We start from the raw sequence: 20359 nt of genomic DNA on the forward strand, positions 1-20359 counted from the left end.
CCTTGAATTCCTCGTAGATCACGTCGTCCATGCGGCTGCCGGTTTCGATCAGCGCGGTGGCGATGATGGTCAGCGATCCGCCTTCTTCGACGTTGCGTGCCGCGCCGAAGAATCGCTTCGGCCGCTGCAGTGCGTTAGCGTCGACACCGCCGGTCAGCACCTTGCCGGATGCCGGGATGACGGTATTGTAGGCGCGCGCCAGGCGGGTGATCGAATCAAGCAGGATGACGACGTCCCGCTTCATTTCCACGAGGCGCTTGGCTTTTTCCAGCACCATCTCCGCGACCTGCACGTGGCGGGTGGCCGGTTCATCGAAGGTCGACGCAACCACTTCGCCGCGCACCGAACGCTGCATTTCCGTCACTTCTTCCGGACGTTCGTCGATCAGCAGGACAATCAGGTTGGTATCCGGATGATTGGTCGTGATCGCGTGCGCGATGTGTTGCAGCATCACCGATTTGCCTGACTTTGGCGATGCCACCAGGAGGCCGCGCTGGCCGCGGCCGATGGGCGCGATCATGTCGATGATGCGGCCGGTGATGTTTTCCTCGCCTCGCATGTCGCGTTCGAGCGTCATGACCCGGTTTGGGTGCAGCGGCGTCAGGTTCTCAAACAGGATGCGGTGCTTCGAGGCTTCCGGCGGTTCGCCGTTGACCTTGTCCACCTTCACCAATGCAAAGTAGCGCTCGCCGTCTTTCGGGGTCCGGACTTCGCCTTCGATGGAATCGCCGGTATGCAGGTTGAAACGGCGGATCTGGGAAGGAGAAATGTAAATGTCGTCGGTGGATGCCATGTAACTGGCGTCCGGGGAGCGAAGGAAGCCGAAGCCGTCCGGCAGCACTTCCAGAGCGCCGTCGCCGAAAATCTGTTCGCCGCCTTTGGCGCGCTTTTTCAGGATCGCAAACATCAATTCCTGTTTGCGCAAGCGCGCGGCGTTGTCGATTTCGAGTCCGATGGCCATGTCCAGCAATGCGGAAACATGGAGCGCCTTGAGTTCAGATAAATGCATAGTGAGTGTCCCGTGCGGGAAAAATAGGGTGGGGGAGGGAACTGCGTGGGATAAAAAGGGTTAGTGCAAAGGATGAGCGCTTGCAGGACGGAGTGTAGCCTAGCGTTGCGCGATCCTCAACCGGGCTGGCGGCACGAGCGCGCCGCCATACCAAAGCGGTTTTCAGAAAGTTGGAAGGTGTCCATCCCGGTCCGTCGGTGGGTGCCGTACCGTTGTACGGTTCCGCTTTTCATGCCGGTCTCGACTTCCTTCATCATTCCTGAAAACCGCTTCAGGATCAGATATTGCTATCGATAAACGAGGTCAGCTGGCCTTTCGCCATGGCACCGACCTTCTGGGCGGCCGGCTCACCGTTCTTGAACAGGATCAGCGTCGGAATGCCGCGGATGCCGAACTTGGCAGGAACCGATTGGTTGGCATCCACGTCCATTTTCGCGATTTGCAGTTTCCCATCGTATTCCTTCGCGACTTCTTCCAGGATCGGAGCAATCATTTTGCAGGGGCCGCACCATTCAGCCCAGAAGTCCACGAGCACGGGTTTGTCGGATTTGAGAACGTCGGATTCGAAGGAGGCGTCGGTAATGTATTTAATGTTATCGCTCATGGTTTCCTCTACGGAAGGGAAATATCGGTCAGCACCGAAGACGGCAATTCCTGCTCGCCTTAGGGGCAACACGTCCGGTACTGCAATTGATAAATGGGAACGTCGTGCACGAATTCAAGTTCGTTGAAGACTGGGACAAGAGGTGCTACGGCAGGGAATTGGGGAAATCATAACCGATTTTCATAAAATGTGGGATGACACACCAATTTCCCATGCCGCCTCGAATAGAATGCGGGAATCGCGGCCCATGCTTGCACGGCGTCATCATGCACTGGCCGCGCTCCGACAATTCCGGGTAAATGACCATCCTGCACTGCCAAGCGCCAAACCACATAACAGATTCGCATGCTGCACCATCCTTTACTGATCCCGCCTTCCGCCGCCTTCTGGTCCATGACGGCGCGCGCATTGCTGGAACATGGGGTACTTGGTAACGATGAGCAACGCGTACCGGATTTCTCGGCGGTACGCGTCCTGGTCCCGCATTTTTCACATGCCCATTTGTTAAGGAACGCACTGGTGGCGGAATTGCCGCCGGCATTCATCCCGCCTCGCATCACGACCTTGTCGTCATGGATTTCCCAATTGCCGCCCGTTCCGGATGCCGGCAGCGCCACGTCCGACAGCGAGCGCCTGATGTCGCTCTATGCGCAGCTCCGGCAGCATGCGTGGCTGAAGAAGCTGTTTTCCGCCCGGCGCAATACCGATCTGCTGCCGCTGGCGCAAACCCTGCTGACACTGTTTGATGAACTGACCCAGGCGCTTGCCCCATCCATCCACGCCACGCCCGACGACGCCGACCAGCGGTGGGACATGGCGTTGCAGCAATTATCGGCGCCGGCACGCGATCTGTTGTCCGACGAGGCGCAGCTGGTGTGGTCATTGTGGAAGAGCCAGCTCGATGTCAACGATCCGGTAGCCGTGCGATTCACCCGCATGATGCGGCTGGCCGACACCGCCGGCGAGGCGCTGGTATGGATCAGCGCCGCCGAACCCGACCCGATGGAAAGCGCCTTCCTGGCGGCCTACGGCGAACGGCAGGCGGTCGTGGCGGTGCGCCCGGACTGGCGTGCCGCGGCGATCGATCCGCTCTATGCCACGGCCTGGCCGGAGCTGCTCGACGAGGGCAGCCAGGCCGAGGCACAAGCATCCGTGGTTGCGCCGGACGGCGTATCACTGTGTCCGGCCGGCAGCCTTGAGGAGGAAGCGCAGCGTGGCGCACAGATTGTCATCCGCTGGCTGCAGCAGGAGAAGTCGTGCATCGCCATCATCGCCCAGGACCGGGTGGTGGCGCGGCGTATCCGGGCATTGCTGGAACGGGCGGAAATCTACGTCTCGGATGAGACCGGATGGAAGCTGTCGACCACCCGCACCGCATCGGCGATCGCGGCCCTCCTTGATGTGGTGGCGACGCGTGCCGAGACCGGCACATTGCTCGATTTGCTAAAGTCGCCGTTTCTCTTTGCCGATCTTGCCGACAAGCCGGGTCGCGTCATGGCGATCGAGGCGGCGCTGCGGCGCGCCAATGTGCTCGGCGGATGGGAGGCGGCTCTGGCAGCGCTGGAAGGCAATCCGCCGGCGCAGGACTCGCTGCGGCGCATCGCCGACCAGGCCCGCTTCCTCGTCGGGCGCAAAACCTTGCGGGAATGGGTCGATGCCACGTCCCATGCATTGCATTCGCTCGGCATGTACGCGGCGCTGGCCGCCGATGCCGCCGGTGCGCAGGTGGTCGCGTTGCTGGATGCGCTGGAACAGGATTGCGACGCATCCCAGGATGACTTTTCCTTCTCGGAGTGGCGCGCATTCATTGGCCTGCAACTGGAAGCCACGCCGTTCGTGCCGGACGACATCGATCATCGGGTGGTGATGCTGCAACTGAACGGCGCGCGCCTGCGCCGTTTCGATGCCGTGCTGATGGTGGGCGCCGATGCCTCGCACCTGCCGTCGCAACTGAACGAAACCCTGTTCTTTGCGAACGGGGTACGGCGCCAGCTCGGACTGGCTACGCGGGAAATGCGGCAACGCATGCAGATGCGCGATTTCGCCGAACTGTTGACGGTCAACCCGGAAGTGGTGCTGTCCTGGCAGGCGGTGAAGGACGGCGAGCCGAACCCGGTCAGCAGCTGGGTGGAGCGGTTGCAGCTCGTGCTCGAACGTTCCGGGGCGCTTGCGATGCCGGCGCATCCTATCGAGATCGCCCCGCGCCGCCTGCGAACGCTGCCGGTGCGAATGCCGTTCCCGTCCGCGCCCCACCTGCTGCCGGCCAGATTGTCTGCCAGCGGTTACAACAGCCTGGTCGCCTGCCCATACCAGTTCTTCGCAACCCGCATGCTTGGTCTCAGCCGCATGGACGAGCTGTCGGACATGCCGGAAAAGCGTGATTACGGCGATTGGCTGCACAAGATCCTGACCGTGTACCACGAAACCGTGCGCGACACGAAAGTACCGCAATCGGCGCGCCTCGAACTGCTGCAGGACATATCGAAGCAGGTGTTCGACACCGCGCTGGCCCGCAGTGCCGCCGCTCTCGGCTATTACGCGCGCTGGCAGAAAGTCATGCCGGCTTACCTGGAATGGGCGAACCAGCGCGAGGCCGACGGCTGGCAATTCGTCGCGGGTGAGCAGTGGTTCGAGAAGAATCTGCATTGGGAGGGCGGCAAAATTACGCTCCACGGCCGCATCGACAGGATCGACCACAACGAGGCTGGCGAGCGTGCGGTGCTCGATTACAAGACAAAGAATGTGCAGGCATTGCGCGACAAGCTGAAGGAGGGCGAGGATCATCAACTCGCTTTCTACGGCATGCTGTCCGATGTGCCGCCGGCCTACGGACATTATGTCGCGCTGGAGGCGACCAAGGACAAGACCGGCGCGGCCGAGGCACAGCAATTCCTCGAATGGCAGCGCGCGCTGGAAGAGAGGCTGGTGGGAGCGCTGCGCGCAATCGCCGCCGGCTCGCCCCTGCATCCCAATGGCATCAACCGCGTCTGCGAGTACTGCGATGTGCGCGGATTGTGCCGCAAGGGAGTGTGGTGATGAGTCTCCGCCAGGCGGCACCGCGCGCTTATGAAATGAATGGCGAGGCGGTCAGCGCCGACCAATTCACCCGTATCGCCTGCGACCCTCGACGGTCGGTGGTGGTCGAGGCCTGTGCCGGCAGCGGCAAGACCTGGCTGCTGGTGGGGCGCATGTTGCGGCTCCTGCTGGCCGGCGCCGAACCTGCTGAACTGCTGGCCATCACCTTCACCCGCAAGGCCGCGCAGGAGATGCGCGATCGGTTGATCCAGTTGCTACGCGACCTCGCATTGCAACCCGACGTGCAGGTACGGCAATTGCTCCTGGAGCGTGGCGTGCCGGAGCAGGATCTGCCGCAGCTTTTCCCGGTGGCGAGGGGGCTGTATGAGCGCGTGCTCGCCAGTCCGCAAACCCTATCGATCGACACCTTTCATAGCTGGTTCGCACGGCTGATCCAGATCGCGCCCCTCAGTTCCGGCGTGCCGCACGGTTACGTCCTGACCGAAGCCACGGGCGAGTTGCTGATGGATGCGTATGGCAGGCTGATGCAATCGCTGAATGACGACAGCCATGCCGAAGCCCGCGAAGCGTTGCTGATGTTGTACGAACTGGTCGGCGACTGGAATGCCGGCCGGCTGCTGGATGCATTCGTCGAAAAGCGCGCCGAATGGTGGGCGTCCACTCATCGCGTGCCGGATGCGCCGGCCAGCGTGCCGCTGCAATGGCTGCAGGAACTTTGCGGCGAGGACGCGGAATGCGACGCGCGCCTCGGCTTATGGGAGGACGGAACCCTCTGTGGCCGATTGCACAATGTGGCCTGGCTGCTCGGCCAGGGAGCCAAGCGCAACCAGGAACGCGCCACCGCGATCGAAAGCGCCCTTACCGCAGGCGCCAGCCTGGAAGGTTTCGCGCACCTCCTGACGCAGTTTTTCGATGACAAGGGCAGCGTGCGCGGCAACGATCACCGGCGCGGAAAGCTGCTCGCCGCACTGGAGCAGAATCTCGGGCCCGGCGGCGCCGACAGTTTCGAGCAGGAATTTGCCGCCATCGGCGAAGCCTTGCAGGCGCTGCACCGCCGCAGCGGCGAACAGAAGGTAATCGCACTCAACTCCGCGTTGTTCACCGTCGGCGCCGCATTCCTGGAGCGCTATCAGTCCATCAAGGCCGAGCAACGGGTATTCGATTTCGGCGACCTGGAGTGGCATGCGTATCGCCTGCTGACCAACGAAGACCATGCCGCATATCTGCAAAGCCGGCTGGATTCGCGCTACAAGCACATCCTGCTGGACGAGTTCCAGGACACCAATCCGCTGCAATGGAGCATCGTGCGCGCCTGGCTTAATGCCTATGGCGAGGATGCGCAGCAACCGAGCGTCTTCATCGTCGGCGACCCGAAGCAATCGATCTACCGTTTCCGGCGCGCGGAACCCCGGGTGTTCACCGCCGCCCGCGACATGCTGGGGGCGCAAGGTGCCGCCATCCTGCGTACCAACCAGACACGGCGCAATGCGCAGGCGATTGTCGAAGCGCTGAATGCAAGCTTCATCGGTAATCCGATCTTTGCCGCGCAAACCACATTGGGCGCCGAAGGCGGTGCAGTCTGGCGCCTGCCGCTTGTACACCCTCCGGCGACGGACGCCGACGTATCGCTGCTGTTCGTGCTGCGCGATCCCCTGATCACGCCGCGCGCCGAGGAGGAGGATGCGCGCCGCCTTGATGAGGGCAGGGCGGTGGCACGGGCAATCCTGCGGGCAAAAGACGAACTCGCTGCCCGCAATGGCCGTCCGGCGGCATGGTCGGATGTGATGATGCTGGTGAAGAAGCGCGCCTATCTGACCGCATATGAAAGCGCGCTGCGCGAGGCCGGCATCCCGTTCGTCTCCGACAAGCGCGGCGGCTTGCTGGAATCGCTGGAGGTCGCGGACCTGATGGCGCTGCTGACTTTCCTGATCGTGCCGGGCGATAACCGGGCCCTGGCCCATGTATTGAAATCGCCGATCGCCGGTGCGGTGGACGAGGACCTGATCGCCCTGGCGGAGCGCTCCCGGCAGTCGGGCGAAGCCTGGTGGCCCTGCATGCAGACGCTGGCCCGGGACGGCGGCTCTGCGGAGATGCAACGCGCCGCGCAGCTGCTTGAACAATGGCTGGCCGTCGCGCCGCGATTGCCCGTGCATGATCTTCTCGACGTGATACTGCACCAGGGCGAACTGGTAGCGCGGTATGCGCAAGCGGCCCCGCCGCTGGTACGCAGCCAGGTCGTGGGCAATATAGAAGCCTTTATTGAACTTGCGCTGAATCTCGATGCCGGCCGTTACCCCAGCCTGCCGAAATTCATCGACGCGCTGCAGGTGTTGAAAAAAGGCGCCCAGACCGATGCGCCGGACGAAGCCAGCATCGATGCCGCGGCCGATGCGGTCCGCATCCTCACCATCCACAGCGCAAAGGGGTTGGAGGCGCCGATCGTCGTGCTGCTCGACGCCAATCACAGCGATCCGGCGCGTGATGATCTGGGCATCCTCTGCGACTGGCCGCAGGACGCCGACGCGCCGACCCACTTCTCCGCTTTTGGCCGCAGGCAGGAGCGCGGCGCGGCGCGCGATGCGCTGTTCGCTGCGGAAGAAAGCTTCAAGCAGCAGGAAGACTGGAATCTGCTGTACGTCGCCGCCACGCGTGCGAAAAGCATCCTGATCATCAGCGGCGTCGCCGGCGGCCGCGGGGCGCTCGCCGACGGCACCCTGGAAGGCAGCTGGTACCAGCGCTTGCAGGCGGCACAGCAGATCGATCTCGGCGACGTTGCCGGATCGCTGGCGCAGGGCGGCCTGGCGGGCGAGGACGAGTTCAGCCTGCCGTTGTTCGACCCGCCGCCGGTTCCCGGCATGCTCGTCGACGCCAGGGCATTCCGCAATGACGCTATCGATGAGGGCGTGGCACTGCATGCATTGCTCGAACGGCTCACCGCCAGGCGGCAATGGCCGATCGATGTACCCGACGCGGAGACGCTGGCGCGATGGTTGCCTTGTCCGGTGGCGTTGTCCGGCATCGTGCGGGAACAGGCCTTGTCCATCCTTTCACAGCCCGAACTGGAGCGCTTCTTCAATCCGGCGCATTTCCGCCTCGCGCACAATGAACTGGACGTCATGATCGCCGGGGAGGTCATGCGGTTCGACCGTGCGGTTCTGTTTGAGGGTGAAGTCTGGATTCTGGATTACAAGCGGGACGTGCTGGATAGCGAGCTTCCGGCGTACCGGGAGCAGCTCGCCCGTTACCGGGACGCGGCGCGACAGGTCTTCCCGGATAACAAAGTATTTACCGCATTGATCAGCGCCGACGGCCGGTTGCATCCGATCGATTGACGAGGAAGTGTCGGCGCCGACGTGGAAGCCCCGCGACAGGGGCACCAGGTGGTTTCAGCAGTGTTGACAAATATCAATTGCATTAAGGAACGCAAACCTAGAATGGATGAAAAGCGTTTCCATATTTAAACGCAATTTCCCATTTTGTGGAGTCAGGGAGGCGCTGAATGGCTGCATTCCATAGGGCAGTCTATCCATACTCGTTTGCCGGTGGCATCCGATGAATCCGATGCACCATATCCTGTACGTCGACGATTCCAGCAGTGACCGCGATCTGGTTCGGCGTATTCTGCAACGCAACAATACCCAGTTCAGTCTGACGGAAGCTGCCAGCCGCCGTGATGTCGAAACACTGATGGCATGCGGTCAATTCGACCTGGTGCTCAGCGATTTCAATATCGGCGGATTCCACGGTCTGCAGATCATCGATACCGTCAAGGCCCAGCATCCCCATACGCCTGTGGTCATCCTGACCGGCACAGGATCGGCAGAGATCGCAGTCGAGGCGATGAAGCGCGGCGCGGCGGATTACCTGCTCAAGACACCTAACCAGCTCAGCCGCCTGCCGGATTCGATCCAGACTGCAATCGAGCAGACCCGCCTCAAGGGTGAACAGGACCGGGTGGAAAAGGCGGCACGGCGGATTTTCCGTGCCCGCCGCGTCATGGCGGAATGCAATCATGCGCTCGTCCACGCCAATGCGGAAGCGCAACTGCTGCGGGAGATGTGCCGCATCATGGTGGAAGTGGGCGGCTACCGGATGGCCTGGATAGGCTATGTCGACGAAGGCGCCCGCTGCATCCGCCCGGTGGCGCGGGCCGGCGAAGCCAGCCGCTATCTGAGCGAACTGCCCAGGCGCCGTATCGACCATGCCGATGGCGACAGCCCGGCCGCCATCGCCATCCGGTCGGGCCGGCCTTGCGTGGTTACCGACGTGACTGCCGCCGATGCGGGTGGGTGGCGCCAGCACGCATTGAACCACGGCTATTTCTCCGTCACGTCGCTGCCGCTCAAGGACGGCAACCGGGTATTCGGCGCGCTCACCATTTATGAAGCCCAGCCGCATGAATTCGGCCCAGACCAGATCACGATGTTCGAGGAGCTGGCGAACGACATTGCCTACGGCATCACCGGCTTTCGCACCGAGATCGCGCGGGTGAAGGCCGACCAGGCTCTGATAGAGACCGAGCAGAAGCTGGCCGGCATTCTCGATTCGATCGACAACATCGTCTGGTCGGCCTCCAGCACCGAATTCCTGTATATCAATGCCGTCGCGGAGCGGATCTACGGCAGGCCGCTTGCGGACTTTTACCGCAACCGGGATACCTGGTTTTCCGCCATTCATCCGCACGATCAGCCCAAAGTCCGCGCCGCGCTGGAGAAACTGCGCCGTCGCGGCGCGCTCGTGCATGAGTACCGGATCGTGCGTCCCGACGGCAGCATCCGCTGGCTGGAAGACAAAACCAAGGCGGTTTATGACAGTGCCGGGCGCCTGCTGCGCATCGACGGCGTGGCCAGCGACATCAGCGAACGGAAGAATTACGAGGCGCACATCAAATATATGGCCAGTCACGATGCGCTGACCGGGCTGGCCAACCGCAACCTTCTGGCGGATCGCCTTGCCCAGGCGATGCTGCATGCGCAACGCAAAAACCGGATGCTTGCGCTGCTGGTCATCGACCTGGATCGTTTCAAGGACATCAACGACAGCGTCGGCCATGCATTCGGCGATGCCTTGCTCAAGGAAGCCGCCGTCAGGCTGCAGCAGCAAGTGCGCAAGGGCGACACGGTGTCGCGCCAGGGTGGCGACGAATTCATCATCCTGCTGTCCGATCTCAACGATGCCGAGGGCGCGGCGCACATCGCTGCCAAGATATTGCGCGCCTTCGCGCAGCCCTTCACGGTCGGCAACCAGCGGCTGCATATCACGCCGAGCATCGGCGCCACCGTTTATCCCGGCGATGGCGCCGACAGCGAAACCCTGCTGCAGAACGCCGACATCGCCATGTACCGGGCCAAGCGCGAGGTCGGCCACGGTAACGGTTTCCAGTTCTATTCACTGGAAATGAGCATCCGCACGAAGGAGCGCATCGTGCTCGGCAACGCGTTGCGGCGTGCTGTCGAACGTGAAGAATTCGAACTGTATTATCAACCCAAGATAGACCTGCGGAGCGGTGAACTGATCGGGGCGGAGGCGTTGATACGCTGGCGCAGCCAGGAGCTTGGCATGATCCCGCCGTCGCAATTCATTCCGCTCGCGGAGGAAATCGGACTGATTGTGCCGATCGGAAGCTGGGTGCTGCACACGGCCTGCAGGCAGAACAAGGCGTGGCAGGATGAAGGACTGCGCCCGATTACGGTATCGGTCAATCTGTCCGCCCACGAATTCCGCCAGCCCGGACTGGCGCAATCGGTCGCCGCGGTGCTCGGCGACAGCGACCTTGACGCCCGATTCATTGAACTTGAATTGACGGAGAGCATGGTGATGGGCAGTGCCGAGCAATTCGGTGCGACCATGCGGGCGCTGAAAGAACTTGGCGTCGAATTGTCAATCGACGATTTCGGCACGGGTTATTCCTGCCTCAGTTATCTGAAGCGCTTTCCGCTGGACCGACTGAAGATCGATCGTTCATTCGTGCGCGACCTCGCCACCGACCCGGACGATGCGGCCATCGTCCGCCTCGTGATCTCCCTCGGCCACAGCCTGAATCTTCGGGTCATTGCGGAAGGCGTGGAGTCGAACGAGCAACTGCAGTTCCTGCGTGACGCGGGTTGCGATGAAATGCAAGGCAATCTTTACAGCGAACCGTTGCCCGCAGATCGTTTTCGCGCATTGCTAATGCGTTCTGGTTCCATGCCGGACGTCGCTGCGCATCGGTAGAGGCCGGACGCCGATGCGTTGCAGGATCTGGTTCTCGAATTGATCACCCGGCAGCGGCGGACTGAAGTAGTAACCCTGGATTTCATCGCACTCCTGCTGCTGCAGGAAGCGGAACTGCTCCACCGTTTCCACGCCTTCGGCGATCACCTTTTGTTTCAGGATCTTCGCCATGCTGATGATGGTGCAGATGATCGCCGCGCTGTCGGGGTCGCCGACGATATCCTGCACAAAGGATTTGTCGATCTTGATCGTATCGATCGGAAAGCGCTTCAGGTAGCTGAGGCTGGAATAGCCGGTGCCGAAGTCGTCGATCGACAGGGCGACGCCGATATCCTTCAGACTCTCCAGAAGCGCGATGGTGACTTCCATGTCCTGCATCGTCACGCTCTCTGTCAGTTCCAGTTCAAGATAGCGCGGTTCGAGGCGTGTCTCGTGCAATACCCGCGACACAAGCTGCAGGAAATTCTTGTCCTTGAACTGTACCGCCGATACGTTGACCGATATCGGGATCGGCGGATAGCCTGCATCCTGCCATGCGCGGTTCTGCCGGCAGGCTTCGCGCAGCACCCATTCGCCCATCTGGACGATCAGGCCGCTTTCCTCCGCGATCGCGATGAACTGCGCTGGCAGCAGGACGGTGTTGTCCGCCGAATGCCAGCGCAGCAGTGCTTCGGCGCCGGTCAGCCGGCCGGTAGCAATGTTTAGCTTGGGCTGGAAATACAGGATGGATTCTTCCCGCGCGATGGCCTTTCGAAGGCTTCCTTCGAGCGCGAAGCGCTGTACCGCCCGCTCATTAATGTGACGGGCGAAGAACTGGTAGTTGTTTCGTCCCTGCGCCTTGGCCTGGTACATCGCCGCGTCCGCATGCTTGATGATGGTTTCGCTATCTTCGCCGTCCTCGGGGCAGATGCTTATGCCGATGCTGCCTGAAATATGCAGCTCATGGCCGTCGATGAAGTAGGGCGCGCTGATTGCCGTCAGAAGCTGATGGGCCGCCCGTGCCGCCCCGATGGTGTCGCTGACTTCGTGCAGCAGAATGATGAATTCGTCGCCGCCCTGGCGGGAGATGGTGTCCGTTTCACGCATGCATGCCTTGAGGCGCCGCGCAATCTCCTGCAACAGATGATCCCCGACGAGATGGCCCAATGTATCGTTGACATGCTTGAAGCGATCGATATCCAGGAACATCAGCGCCGTCCTCGTGCCGTGTCGCAGCGCCAGTGCGATCGCATGCGATAGCCGCTCATTCAACAGGACACGGTTCGGCAGATCCGTGAGGAAATCATGCTGCGCAAGATAAGTCATGCGCTGCGTCATCGTACGCAAAGCGCTGACATCGCGGAAAACCAATACCGCACCAATCACCTTGCCATCGCCGTCGTGCATCGGCGCGCAGGAATCGTCCACCGCCGATTCGGAACCGTCCCGGTGAATCAGCACGCAATTGGAAGGCAGATGGGATGGCCTGTTTTCATGGAGCGCGATGTCGATCGGCGTAGTGACCGCCTCGCGGGATACGGGATCCACGAGTTTGAACACGCTGTTGATCGGCATGCCGTTTGCGTCGGCCGCAGACCAGCCGCTCATCTTTTCCGCTGCCGGATTCAGGTAGGTGATCCTGCCGTCGGCGTCGGTGGTGATCACGCCGTCACTGATGGACTTCAGCGTCACGTTCATCCGTTCATGCTGATGCACCAGCCGCTCCTCGGCGGCGCTGCGCTCGACGATCTCCTCCTGCAGCTGCCGGTTGGATTGCGATAGCGCATCGATATTGCTTTTCAACTTGTCCAGCGCCTGTTGCACGTCGTGCTCCGCCCGGTCCCGCTGCATATCGAGTTGCAGAAGCAGCCGCGCATTCCACAGGATGAGGGCGGTAAAGAGCGCCATGGTGGAAAGGGTGTACAGCACCAGCCCGAACGTTGCATCGAACACGCCTGCTTCCTGTCCCCAGAACTGGATACGGTCGATGACGATCGGAATCAATATGGCGGAAGGCAAAAGCATGCGTGCGGTAATGCCGCCTGCGCTGCGGTTCGTAATGAGCGCCATCAGGCCACGATCAGGGCGCGCTGCCAGAAAGCCGGCGCACAGCAGGATGGATAGAAGGGTGCTTGGCAATGCAACGGTACCGAAATAAGGTGTCTCGTACAGCGCACTGCGCCCATATAGATATCCGATGGCCGGAATGAGTGCATTGCACATCGCGATAAGCACCAGCGCATCCGTCCAATTGGCCCGGGCATTCCTTGCAGCGACGAAGAGCGCGGTTCCGACGAGCGTGAAAATGAGGGCGGCAACGGCGGACATGCGCCCGGGCGATAGAGTCGATCGCGACGGCTGTTCCGTAACGAATAGTTGGTCGATGCCGAAGTCACTGCCGGTTGCATACTCCGCCAATGTCAGCAAACCGATCACTGCGGTAAGCAACGCGGCAGCCTGAATCGCCAGTACGGCAAATTTTCCGGAGGGACGTGCCGCCAGCAAGCACAAGGCCGTGCCGGAAAGGATCATGCAAATGCCGGCATTGAACTTGACCGTCAATTGTCCCGGGAGGAATGAAGTGAGTATCCAGGTGGAGGTCAGCCAGCCTGTCAATACCGCAACCCCCGCCAACGCTACGATGATTCCGGCAATTTGGGCAAAGCGTCTGTACTGCGTTCGAACACTGGAGGGTTGCAGCATGCGTATCGTTAAAGGTGCTCCGGCGGAGTCCGAGGATTCCACCGTCTCTGGGAAATGGGATGGACAGGAGTTGAATACGACAGCCATCGACGAAAGGTGGCTCACTGAAGATACATGCCGACGTACGCGTGCTTATGGCGCAGTATCAAATGTTGTTTCGATAAGAGGTGCCGCCGGGTGCAAAAGTTCCGTCAGTAATGATTTACCCAAAGCCCATATAACGAAAAATGGACTCTTCATGTTGTCATTGTTTTATTGCAATATGCTCAATTTTGGAAGTGTCTTGTCGTGAACAACCGCGTTAACTGGTGTCGGCAAGACATCTGCTGTGGCCTCGTACTGGATTGCAGATCGATAAAGCGCCGGAAGAGCCGACCCAGGGCATCCTGATGGATATCAGCTAGTTCGTGTCCGGCGCGGGGAAGGGTCTCATCGAATAACTGGCGGCATGACGATCATTGCATGCCTTGCGTCACATCAGCAGGGGCAACCCATCAAACCAAATGTTCTTCGTAGCGTATGGGTACATGGCCATGCCTTGGTTTTGGCATCGTTTCCGGCCTGCTCGTTTGCCGGGTCTTTTCGTCTGTGGCATCGCGGTCCAGGCCAATATCCTGGCGCGAAGCCGGTCGATGAGGCCGGCGTCACAAAACAGAAAGACGTGGAGAGCGTGGACCGGATGATCGACATCATCAGAGAGTGCGGTGCGGCCGGCGATGAACGGAAGACCGCCATCGAACAGAATGCAATCAAGCCGGCGCGGCACGCACAGCGAAGCGCATCTGTGCGTGCATCATCGACCGCAAACGTGCCACGTCTTCTACGAAACGGACTGCGCCATTGCCTGCTGCTCCTAAAGACCATTGGGAAGAGTAGCGATGCTGCCGTCCACAGGACGGGTTCGGATGCGGAGATGGAAGTGCGCGTCAAAATGAGCCGAGGTCAAGCGTCCGGGAGTTTTATGTATTTCTTTCCTTCCTGCCGGTCAAGCCCAAGTTGTTGCAGATGACACGTGCCATGAAAAAAGATTTCCAAGTGATTGAATCTATTGACGGAAAATCGCTTGCGCCTCTATAGTTGCAGCATGGTTTCCGAATTTCATCTTCTTTCCGAAAAAATCAGCCGCCTGGCGGAACTCGTGCAGAACCTGCGGCGCGAGAATACCGACCTCCGGCTGGGAATGGCGGCGCTGACCGAGGAAAACGCCGACCTTGCGCGGCGCATACAGGAAGCGCATCAGCGCGTGTCCGCATTACTGGAAAAAATTCCGGTGCCGAACCATGATGAGGAGATCACATGATCCAGCTTGACGTCACCATCATGGGACAACCGTACAAGCTCGCCTGCAAGGATGGTGAGGAAGCCGCATTGCGTGAAGCGGTTGCCTACCTCGATGGGAAGATGTGCGCCATTCGCGATGCCGGCAAGATCAAGGGCAATGACCGCATCGCGGTGATGGCTGCGCTTGGAATCGCCGCAGAATTTCTTTCGTCGAAATTACCCGACGGCCCGCTGGCAGACATGTCGCTGTCGGAAGTCAGGCAAAAGATTTCTTCCATGCACGCCGTGCTTGATGCCGCCCTCGCGCCGCAAGAAAATCTCTTTTAAATTTCGCCAAACCCTTTGACAGAAAGTCCGATTCGGTTACACTAAAACCTCCTGCCGTGTTCGCGATTGTCATATATTCCTTGAACCATTTATGTGCATCGGTTGCGGAAATTCGTTCGATGGGAGTGCGCGTCGCTAGTCCGATGAACCCGAAATTGAACTAACTGTGACCACCTTGAACCCTTTGGTTCGGGATGCCGGCAAAAACGGCACAGGCGGGGCTAAATTCCAGGCGGCTGCATTTTATGCAGCCGCTTTTTTGTGCGCGCCTCATTCGCGGATCACTCACGGATCATGAACATGCAGTACTGGCTGATGAAATCGGAACCGGACGAGACCAGCATTGATGATGTGCTGGCTGCGCCGAATGCTGTCGTGCCGTGGATCGGAGTGCGAAATTATCAAGCGCGCAATTTCATGCGCGACCGGATGCGCGTCGGCGACGGGGTGCTGTTCTATCACTCGAGTTGTCCGCAGCCGGGAATTGCCGGTGTGGCGGAGGTGGCCAGCACGCCATATCCCGACCCGACGCAGTTCGATGCCCGCAGTCCGTATTTCGATCCGGCGGCCACACCTGAAACACCCCGATGGATGCTGATCGATGTCAGGGCGAAGAGGAGGACGCGTTTGATGCCCCTGGCAGAACTGCGCGCGCATCCCGACCTGGCGGACATGCAGGTGCTACGGCGCGGGAATCGCTTGTCGATCACGCCGGTCGCTCCGGCTGAATGGCGTTGCATCATGCGCGAACTGGACATGCCAACCTGATGAGAAAGACGTTTGAATGGATCTGACTTTAATCGGCATCTTGCTGGTGCTGGGTGCGGCGGTTGGTTTCGCCGCTGGCTTGCTTGGCATCGGTGGCGGCATGTTGCTGGTGCCGTTCATGACCATGATCCTGACCGCGAAGGCGTTTCCCACCGAGCATATCGTGCACATGGCGATCGCCACCTCGCTTGCGACGATCATGTTCACCTCGATCTCGTCGGTGCGGGCCCATCATGCACGCGGCGCAGTCATCTGGCGTATCGTCAAATTGTTCACGCCCGGTATCCTGATCGGTTCATGGATCGGACCATGGATCGGCGCGCAGATGAATTCCGCGGCGCTCGCCACTTTCTTCGGGCTGTTCGTTACCTTCTCCGCGACGCAGATGCTGTTCGACCGGAAGCCGGCCGCATCGCGCGACCTGCCGGGGCCGGCGGGCATGACTGCCGCGGGCGGGACGATCGGCGTGCTGTCCGGCCTGGTTGGCGCCGGCGGCGGATTCGTATCCGTGCCGTTCATGACCTGGTGCAACGTGAAGATTCATAATGCCGTTGCGACCAGCGCCGCGCTCGGCTTTCCGATCGCGTTTGCCGGAACGCTGTCGAATATCTTCTTCGGATTGAATGTGCCAAACCTGCCGGCCGGATCGCTCGGTTATATCTATCTGCCGGCATTGCTGGTGATCGCCATTGCGAGTGTCAGCACCGCGCCCCTCGGCGCACGCACCGCGCATGCGCTTCCCGTCAAATCGCTGAAGAAGGTGTTCGCCTTCATGTTGTATGCACTGGCAGCCTACATGCTTTACAAGGCATTCAGGTAGCCTGCCGCTCCGGCGAGAACTGCTCGCGCAGTACGTTCTTCTGCACCTTGCCCATGGTATTTCTCGGCAGTTCGGCGACGAAGAAGATGCGCTTGGGTACCTTGAAATTGGCGATCCTTCCTTTCAATTTGCTGATGACGGCGTCTTCCTCCAGCGTCACGCCGGGACTCCTGACCACGATCGCCGTCACCGCTTCGCCGAAGTCGGGGTGTGGCACGCCGATCACCGCAGATTCAACCACGCCGTCGATCTCGTCAATGACCGCTTCGATTTCCTTCGGGTAGACGTTATAGCCGCCGGAAATAATCAGGTCCTTGCTGCGTCCGACGATGGACAGATAACCCTTGGCGTCGAATCTTCCGACATCGCCGGTCTTGAAATATCCGTCGGAGGTGAATTCCTCCGCCGTCTTTTCCGGCATGCGCCAGTAACCGGAAAATACATTGGGTCCCTTGACCTGGATGTCGCCGATTTCGTCCGTTCCGCATTCCTTGCCCTCGCTGGAAACGACGCGTACGGACACACCCGGCAAGGGCAGGCCGACCGTGCCGCCGATGCGTTCGCCATCATAGGGATTGGATACCAGCATCGTGGTTTCGCTCATGCCGTAACGTTCGAGGATGGTGTGTCCGGTACGTTCGATGAAGCTTTCAAATGTATCCAGCAGGAGCGGCGCCGACCCGGAGATGAAGAGCCGCATGTGCTCGCAAGCCGCCCGGTCGAAACCCGCTTCCGTGAGCAGGCGAACATAGTAGGTCGGTACGCCCATGAAGACCGTGGCGCGGGGCAGATGGCGGATCACTTCCTTGCTGTCGAACCTGGGCAGGAAGATCATCTTGCTGCCATTGAGCAGCGCGCCGTGCGACGCAACGAACAGTCCGTGCACATGGAAAAGGGGCAGCGCATGCAACAGCACGTCGCCCGGTTGCCATTGCCAGTAGTCCTTCAATACCTTGGCGTTCGAGGCGAGATTGTCATGGGTGAGCATCGCACCCTTGCTGCGGCCGGTGGTGCCCGAGGTGTACAGGATGGCGGCAAGGTCATCGGGCTTGCGTTCGACGGTGTTGAAGCTGTTCGACTGCAGCGCGGCTCTCGTGAGCAGGGAACCCTGCCTGTCGTCACCAAGTGTGAATACATGCCTAGTGCCCAGCTTGAATGCAATTTGCGACACCCATCCGAAATTGCCGGGCGAGCAAACCACCACCGCCGGTTCGGCGTTGCCTATGAAATACTCGATCTCTGCCGCACGATAGGCGGTGTTCAGCGGGAGAAAAACATGGCCTGCCCGCAGTGTCGCCAGATAGAGGATCAAGGCTTCCGGCGACTTTTCGACCTGCACGGCGATGCGCGAATTGCTCGGCAGATCCAATCCGGACAGTAGGTTTGCGATTTTCGCGCTTGCCCTGTCCAGATCATTCCATGAGTAGTACAGGCCATCATGGGTTTCGATGCAGCAGGCAGATTTATCTTCCGGAAAACAGGATTGGAACAGGGTGTAAAGATTGGCGTTCATTATTAAAAAAAGTTAGCGGCCGGTGAAATCAGGTGTGCGTTTCTCGATGAATGCCCGCACTCCTTCGCGATAATCCGCGGAGTCGAAAAATGCAAAGGCGGCGCGCAGCTCATCGGCAGTCAGCGGGGCAGGGTGGAGTGATAGCCGCCGCACCAGCAGCTTGTTCATGCGGGCGGCCAATGGCGCGCCTCGTGCGATACGTTCGGCGGTAGATCCGGCGTCGGCATGTACATCGTCGACGATGCGATGAATCAATCCCTTGTCCTTCGCTTCCGCCGCGTCGAAGACGCGCCCCTCCAGCAGTATTTCCAATGCAGCCGCCTTGCCGACCAGTTGCAGCAGGCCTTGCAACTCTCCCGGCGCCAGGGGAAACCCAAGTTTGTTGATGGGGATGCCGAAGCGGGATGACGGCGCGGCGATGCGGAGATCGCAGGCACAGGCGATTTCCAGGCCGCCGCCGACGCACACGCCATCGATGGCGGCGATCGTCGGATGGATGCAGGCGGCAATTGCTTCCAGTGCACCGGCGATGCTGATGGTGTGGTAAGCCATGCCTTGTTCATGATTGCTGCGCACGGTGGCGAATTCATCGATATCCGCGCCGGCGGCAAAGTTGCCGCCCTCTCCCTGAATGATCACGCAGCGCAAGGCCTGATCGGCGGACAGGGCTGCAAAACACTGTGCAAGCCCATGCCACATCGATATGTTGATGGCATTGAGCTTGCCCGGATTTGACAGCGTCACCCTTGCAATGACGCCTTCCTTGTCAACACGGATTTCTGACATGAGTTTGGTTTCCTGTAGCGTCACTCCAGCTTTACGCCGGCTGCCTTGACCACATCTGCCCATCGTTTGATTTCCGCATCCACCATGGCGCCGAACTTGGCCTGCGTCAGTTGCGGAATGTCGGAGCCGCTATTGTTCCAGGCGGCTTTCAGCTCGGGCGATGCGAGCGCTTTTTGCACTTCTGCGGCCATCCGGTCCACCACCTCGGGCGGTGTGCCTTTGGGTGCCCACATGCCATACCAGGTAGAGACTTCGTACCCGGGCACGCCGGCTTCAGCGGCGGTCGGCAGGTCCGGGAATCCGGGCGCGCGCGTTGCCGATGCAACAGCGAGTGCCTTGATTCTCCCGCCTTTCAGGTGCGGCGCGGAAGACCCTAATCCATCGAACATCATGTCCACCTGCCCGGCGATCAGGTCCTGCAACGCCGGACCGGCACCGCGATAGGGAATATGCGTAATGAATGTCCTGGTCTGCATCTTGAACAGTTCGCCGGCGAGATGATGCGATGTGCCGTTGCCCGCCGAGCCGTAGTTCAGCTTGCCGGGATTCTTCTTTACATACTCGACGAAGGACTTGAGGTCAGTTGCCGGTACTTTCTGCGGATTTACGACGATGACCTGCGGGGGCGTGGCGACCAGCGCGATCGGCGTGAAGTCCCTCTGGATGTCGTAATCAAGTTTCGGGTATATCGACGGTGCAATGGCATGGTGAGCCCCGCCGATGAAAAAGGTATAGCCGTCCGGCGCAGCCTTGGCGGCGATGCCCGCGCCGAGGGTGCCACCGGCGCCGCCCCGGTTATCGATCACCACCTGCCGGCCGAGCTGTTTTGTCAGTTGGGCGGCGAGCGGCCTGGCGAATGCATCGGTTCCGCCGCCGGCGGGAAAGGGCACGATGAAGGTGACGGGTTTGGCGGGCCAGGACTGGGCCAAGGCGGAAAACGGCAGCAGGAATGCCGCCGCAAGGAAAATGCGTCTGGTGTTCATTGGCTTGTCTCCATAGTGATTGGTATCGACGCTCTAACGGCGCCTTTTTCGATAGGCAATCAACAATAACACGATGCCGAGAATCATCATGGGAACCGACAACATTTGCCCCGCCGAGATCGTCCAGCCCGCGATGGTCACCTCGTAATCCGGTGTGCGGAAATACTCGGTGAAAAAACGTGCGCACCCATACCCCAGCGCGAAGACCCCGCTCACCGCCATCATCGGCCGCGCTTTGCGGGCGAACAGCCACAACACGATGAACAGCAGCACGCCATCGACAAGCGCCTGGTAAATCGGTGATGGATGACGCGGCAGGTTATCGATGTTGGGCCAG

The 20359-nt window shown here is 60.4% G+C and carries 16 protein-coding genes and 1 other RNA gene; 10 read left to right on the top strand and 7 right to left on the bottom strand.

What is annotated here, in order from left to right; all coding sequences use genetic code 11:
* Together rho and trxA are read right to left on the bottom strand one after the other, a co-directional pair.
* Positions 1 to 1009: transcription termination factor Rho (rho, locus tag V7080_RS10530; protein WP_334188350.1), on the bottom strand; the 1009-nt coding region annotated here is incomplete at its 3' end.
* A 277-nt stretch (positions 1010 to 1286) separates the two neighbouring features.
* On the bottom strand, positions 1287 to 1613 hold the full coding sequence (trxA, locus tag V7080_RS10535; protein WP_334188351.1) for a thioredoxin TrxA: 327 nt from the start codon (positions 1611 to 1613) through the stop codon (positions 1287 to 1289).
* A 345-nt stretch (positions 1614 to 1958) separates the two neighbouring features.
* Between trxA and V7080_RS10540 the strand changes: the two genes are divergently transcribed.
* The 3 genes from V7080_RS10540 (at position 1959) to V7080_RS10550 (ending at position 10862) form a co-directional block, all read left to right on the top strand.
* The gene (locus V7080_RS10540) at positions 1959 to 4649 is read left to right on the top strand and encodes a PD-(D/E)XK nuclease family protein (protein ID WP_334188352.1); all 2691 of its coding nucleotides are present in this window, start codon (positions 1959 to 1961) and stop codon (positions 4647 to 4649) included.
* Positions 4649 to 7981: a UvrD-helicase domain-containing protein gene (locus V7080_RS10545; protein WP_334188353.1), complete on the top strand. Its 3333-nt coding sequence runs from the start codon at positions 4649 to 4651 to the stop codon at positions 7979 to 7981. Before V7080_RS10540 ends, V7080_RS10545 begins: the two co-directional genes overlap by 1 nt.
* Before the next feature lie 220 nt (positions 7982 to 8201).
* Positions 8202 to 10862, top strand: coding sequence for an EAL domain-containing protein (locus V7080_RS10550; protein WP_334188354.1), 2661 nt, complete (start codon positions 8202 to 8204; stop codon positions 10860 to 10862).
* Here the strand turns inward: V7080_RS10550 and V7080_RS10555 are convergent.
* Entirely contained in the window at positions 10818 to 13544 is a 2727-nt protein-coding gene (locus tag V7080_RS10555; protein ID WP_334188355.1) for an EAL domain-containing protein, read from the bottom strand. The two genes, V7080_RS10550 and V7080_RS10555, sit on opposite strands and share 45 nt — an antisense overlap.
* Between V7080_RS10555 and V7080_RS10560 the strand changes: the two genes are divergently transcribed.
* From V7080_RS10560 to V7080_RS10590, 7 genes are all read left to right on the top strand, one after another.
* Entirely contained in the window at positions 13543 to 13836 is a 294-nt protein-coding gene (locus V7080_RS10560) for a hypothetical protein (protein ID WP_334188356.1), read from the top strand. The two genes, V7080_RS10555 and V7080_RS10560, sit on opposite strands and share 2 nt — an antisense overlap.
* Positions 13837 to 13992: 156 nt before the next feature.
* Positions 13993 to 14553 (top strand): hypothetical protein, encoded by a 561-nt coding sequence (locus V7080_RS10565; protein WP_334188357.1) that lies wholly within the window; start codon positions 13993 to 13995, stop codon positions 14551 to 14553.
* 54 nt (positions 14554 to 14607) lie between these two features.
* Positions 14608 to 14844 carry a DUF904 domain-containing protein gene (locus V7080_RS10570; RefSeq protein ID WP_334188358.1) on the top strand — a complete coding sequence of 79 codons (237 nt, stop codon included), beginning with the start codon at positions 14608 to 14610 and terminating at the stop codon, positions 14842 to 14844.
* Positions 14841 to 15152: a cell division protein ZapA gene (locus tag V7080_RS10575; RefSeq protein ID WP_334188359.1), complete on the top strand. Its 312-nt coding sequence runs from the start codon at positions 14841 to 14843 to the stop codon at positions 15150 to 15152. Before V7080_RS10570 ends, V7080_RS10575 begins: the two co-directional genes overlap by 4 nt.
* A 45-nt stretch (positions 15153 to 15197) precedes the next feature.
* Positions 15198 to 15378: non-coding RNA, 6S RNA (ssrS, locus tag V7080_RS10580), on the top strand.
* 74 nt (positions 15379 to 15452) lie between these two features.
* Positions 15453 to 15920 (top strand): EVE domain-containing protein, encoded by a 468-nt coding sequence (locus V7080_RS10585; protein ID WP_334188365.1) that lies wholly within the window; start codon positions 15453 to 15455, stop codon positions 15918 to 15920.
* 16 nt (positions 15921 to 15936) lie between these two features.
* The gene (locus V7080_RS10590) at positions 15937 to 16740 is read left to right on the top strand and encodes a sulfite exporter TauE/SafE family protein (RefSeq protein ID WP_334188360.1); all 804 of its coding nucleotides are present in this window, start codon (positions 15937 to 15939) and stop codon (positions 16738 to 16740) included.
* Here the strand turns inward: V7080_RS10590 and V7080_RS10595 are convergent.
* The 4 genes from V7080_RS10595 to V7080_RS10610 form a co-directional block, all read right to left on the bottom strand.
* Entirely contained in the window at positions 16733 to 18253 is a 1521-nt protein-coding gene (locus V7080_RS10595; protein WP_334188361.1) for a malonate--CoA ligase, read from the bottom strand. The two genes, V7080_RS10590 and V7080_RS10595, sit on opposite strands and share 8 nt — an antisense overlap.
* A gap of 12 nt (positions 18254 to 18265) precedes the next feature.
* Positions 18266 to 19039: an enoyl-CoA hydratase/isomerase family protein gene (locus V7080_RS10600; protein ID WP_334188362.1), complete on the bottom strand. Its 774-nt coding sequence runs from the start codon at positions 19037 to 19039 to the stop codon at positions 18266 to 18268.
* 20 nt (positions 19040 to 19059) lie between these two features.
* Positions 19060 to 20022, bottom strand: coding sequence for a Bug family tripartite tricarboxylate transporter substrate binding protein (locus tag V7080_RS10605; protein WP_334188363.1), 963 nt, complete (start codon positions 20020 to 20022; stop codon positions 19060 to 19062).
* 33 nt (positions 20023 to 20055) lie between these two features.
* A partial coding sequence (locus V7080_RS10610) for a prolipoprotein diacylglyceryl transferase family protein (RefSeq protein ID WP_334188364.1) occupies positions 20056 to 20359 on the bottom strand: 304 nt, incomplete at its 5' end.

The organism is Noviherbaspirillum sp. (genome assembly GCF_036846085.1).
Taxonomy (GTDB): Bacteria; Pseudomonadota; Gammaproteobacteria; order Burkholderiales; family Burkholderiaceae_D; genus Noviherbaspirillum.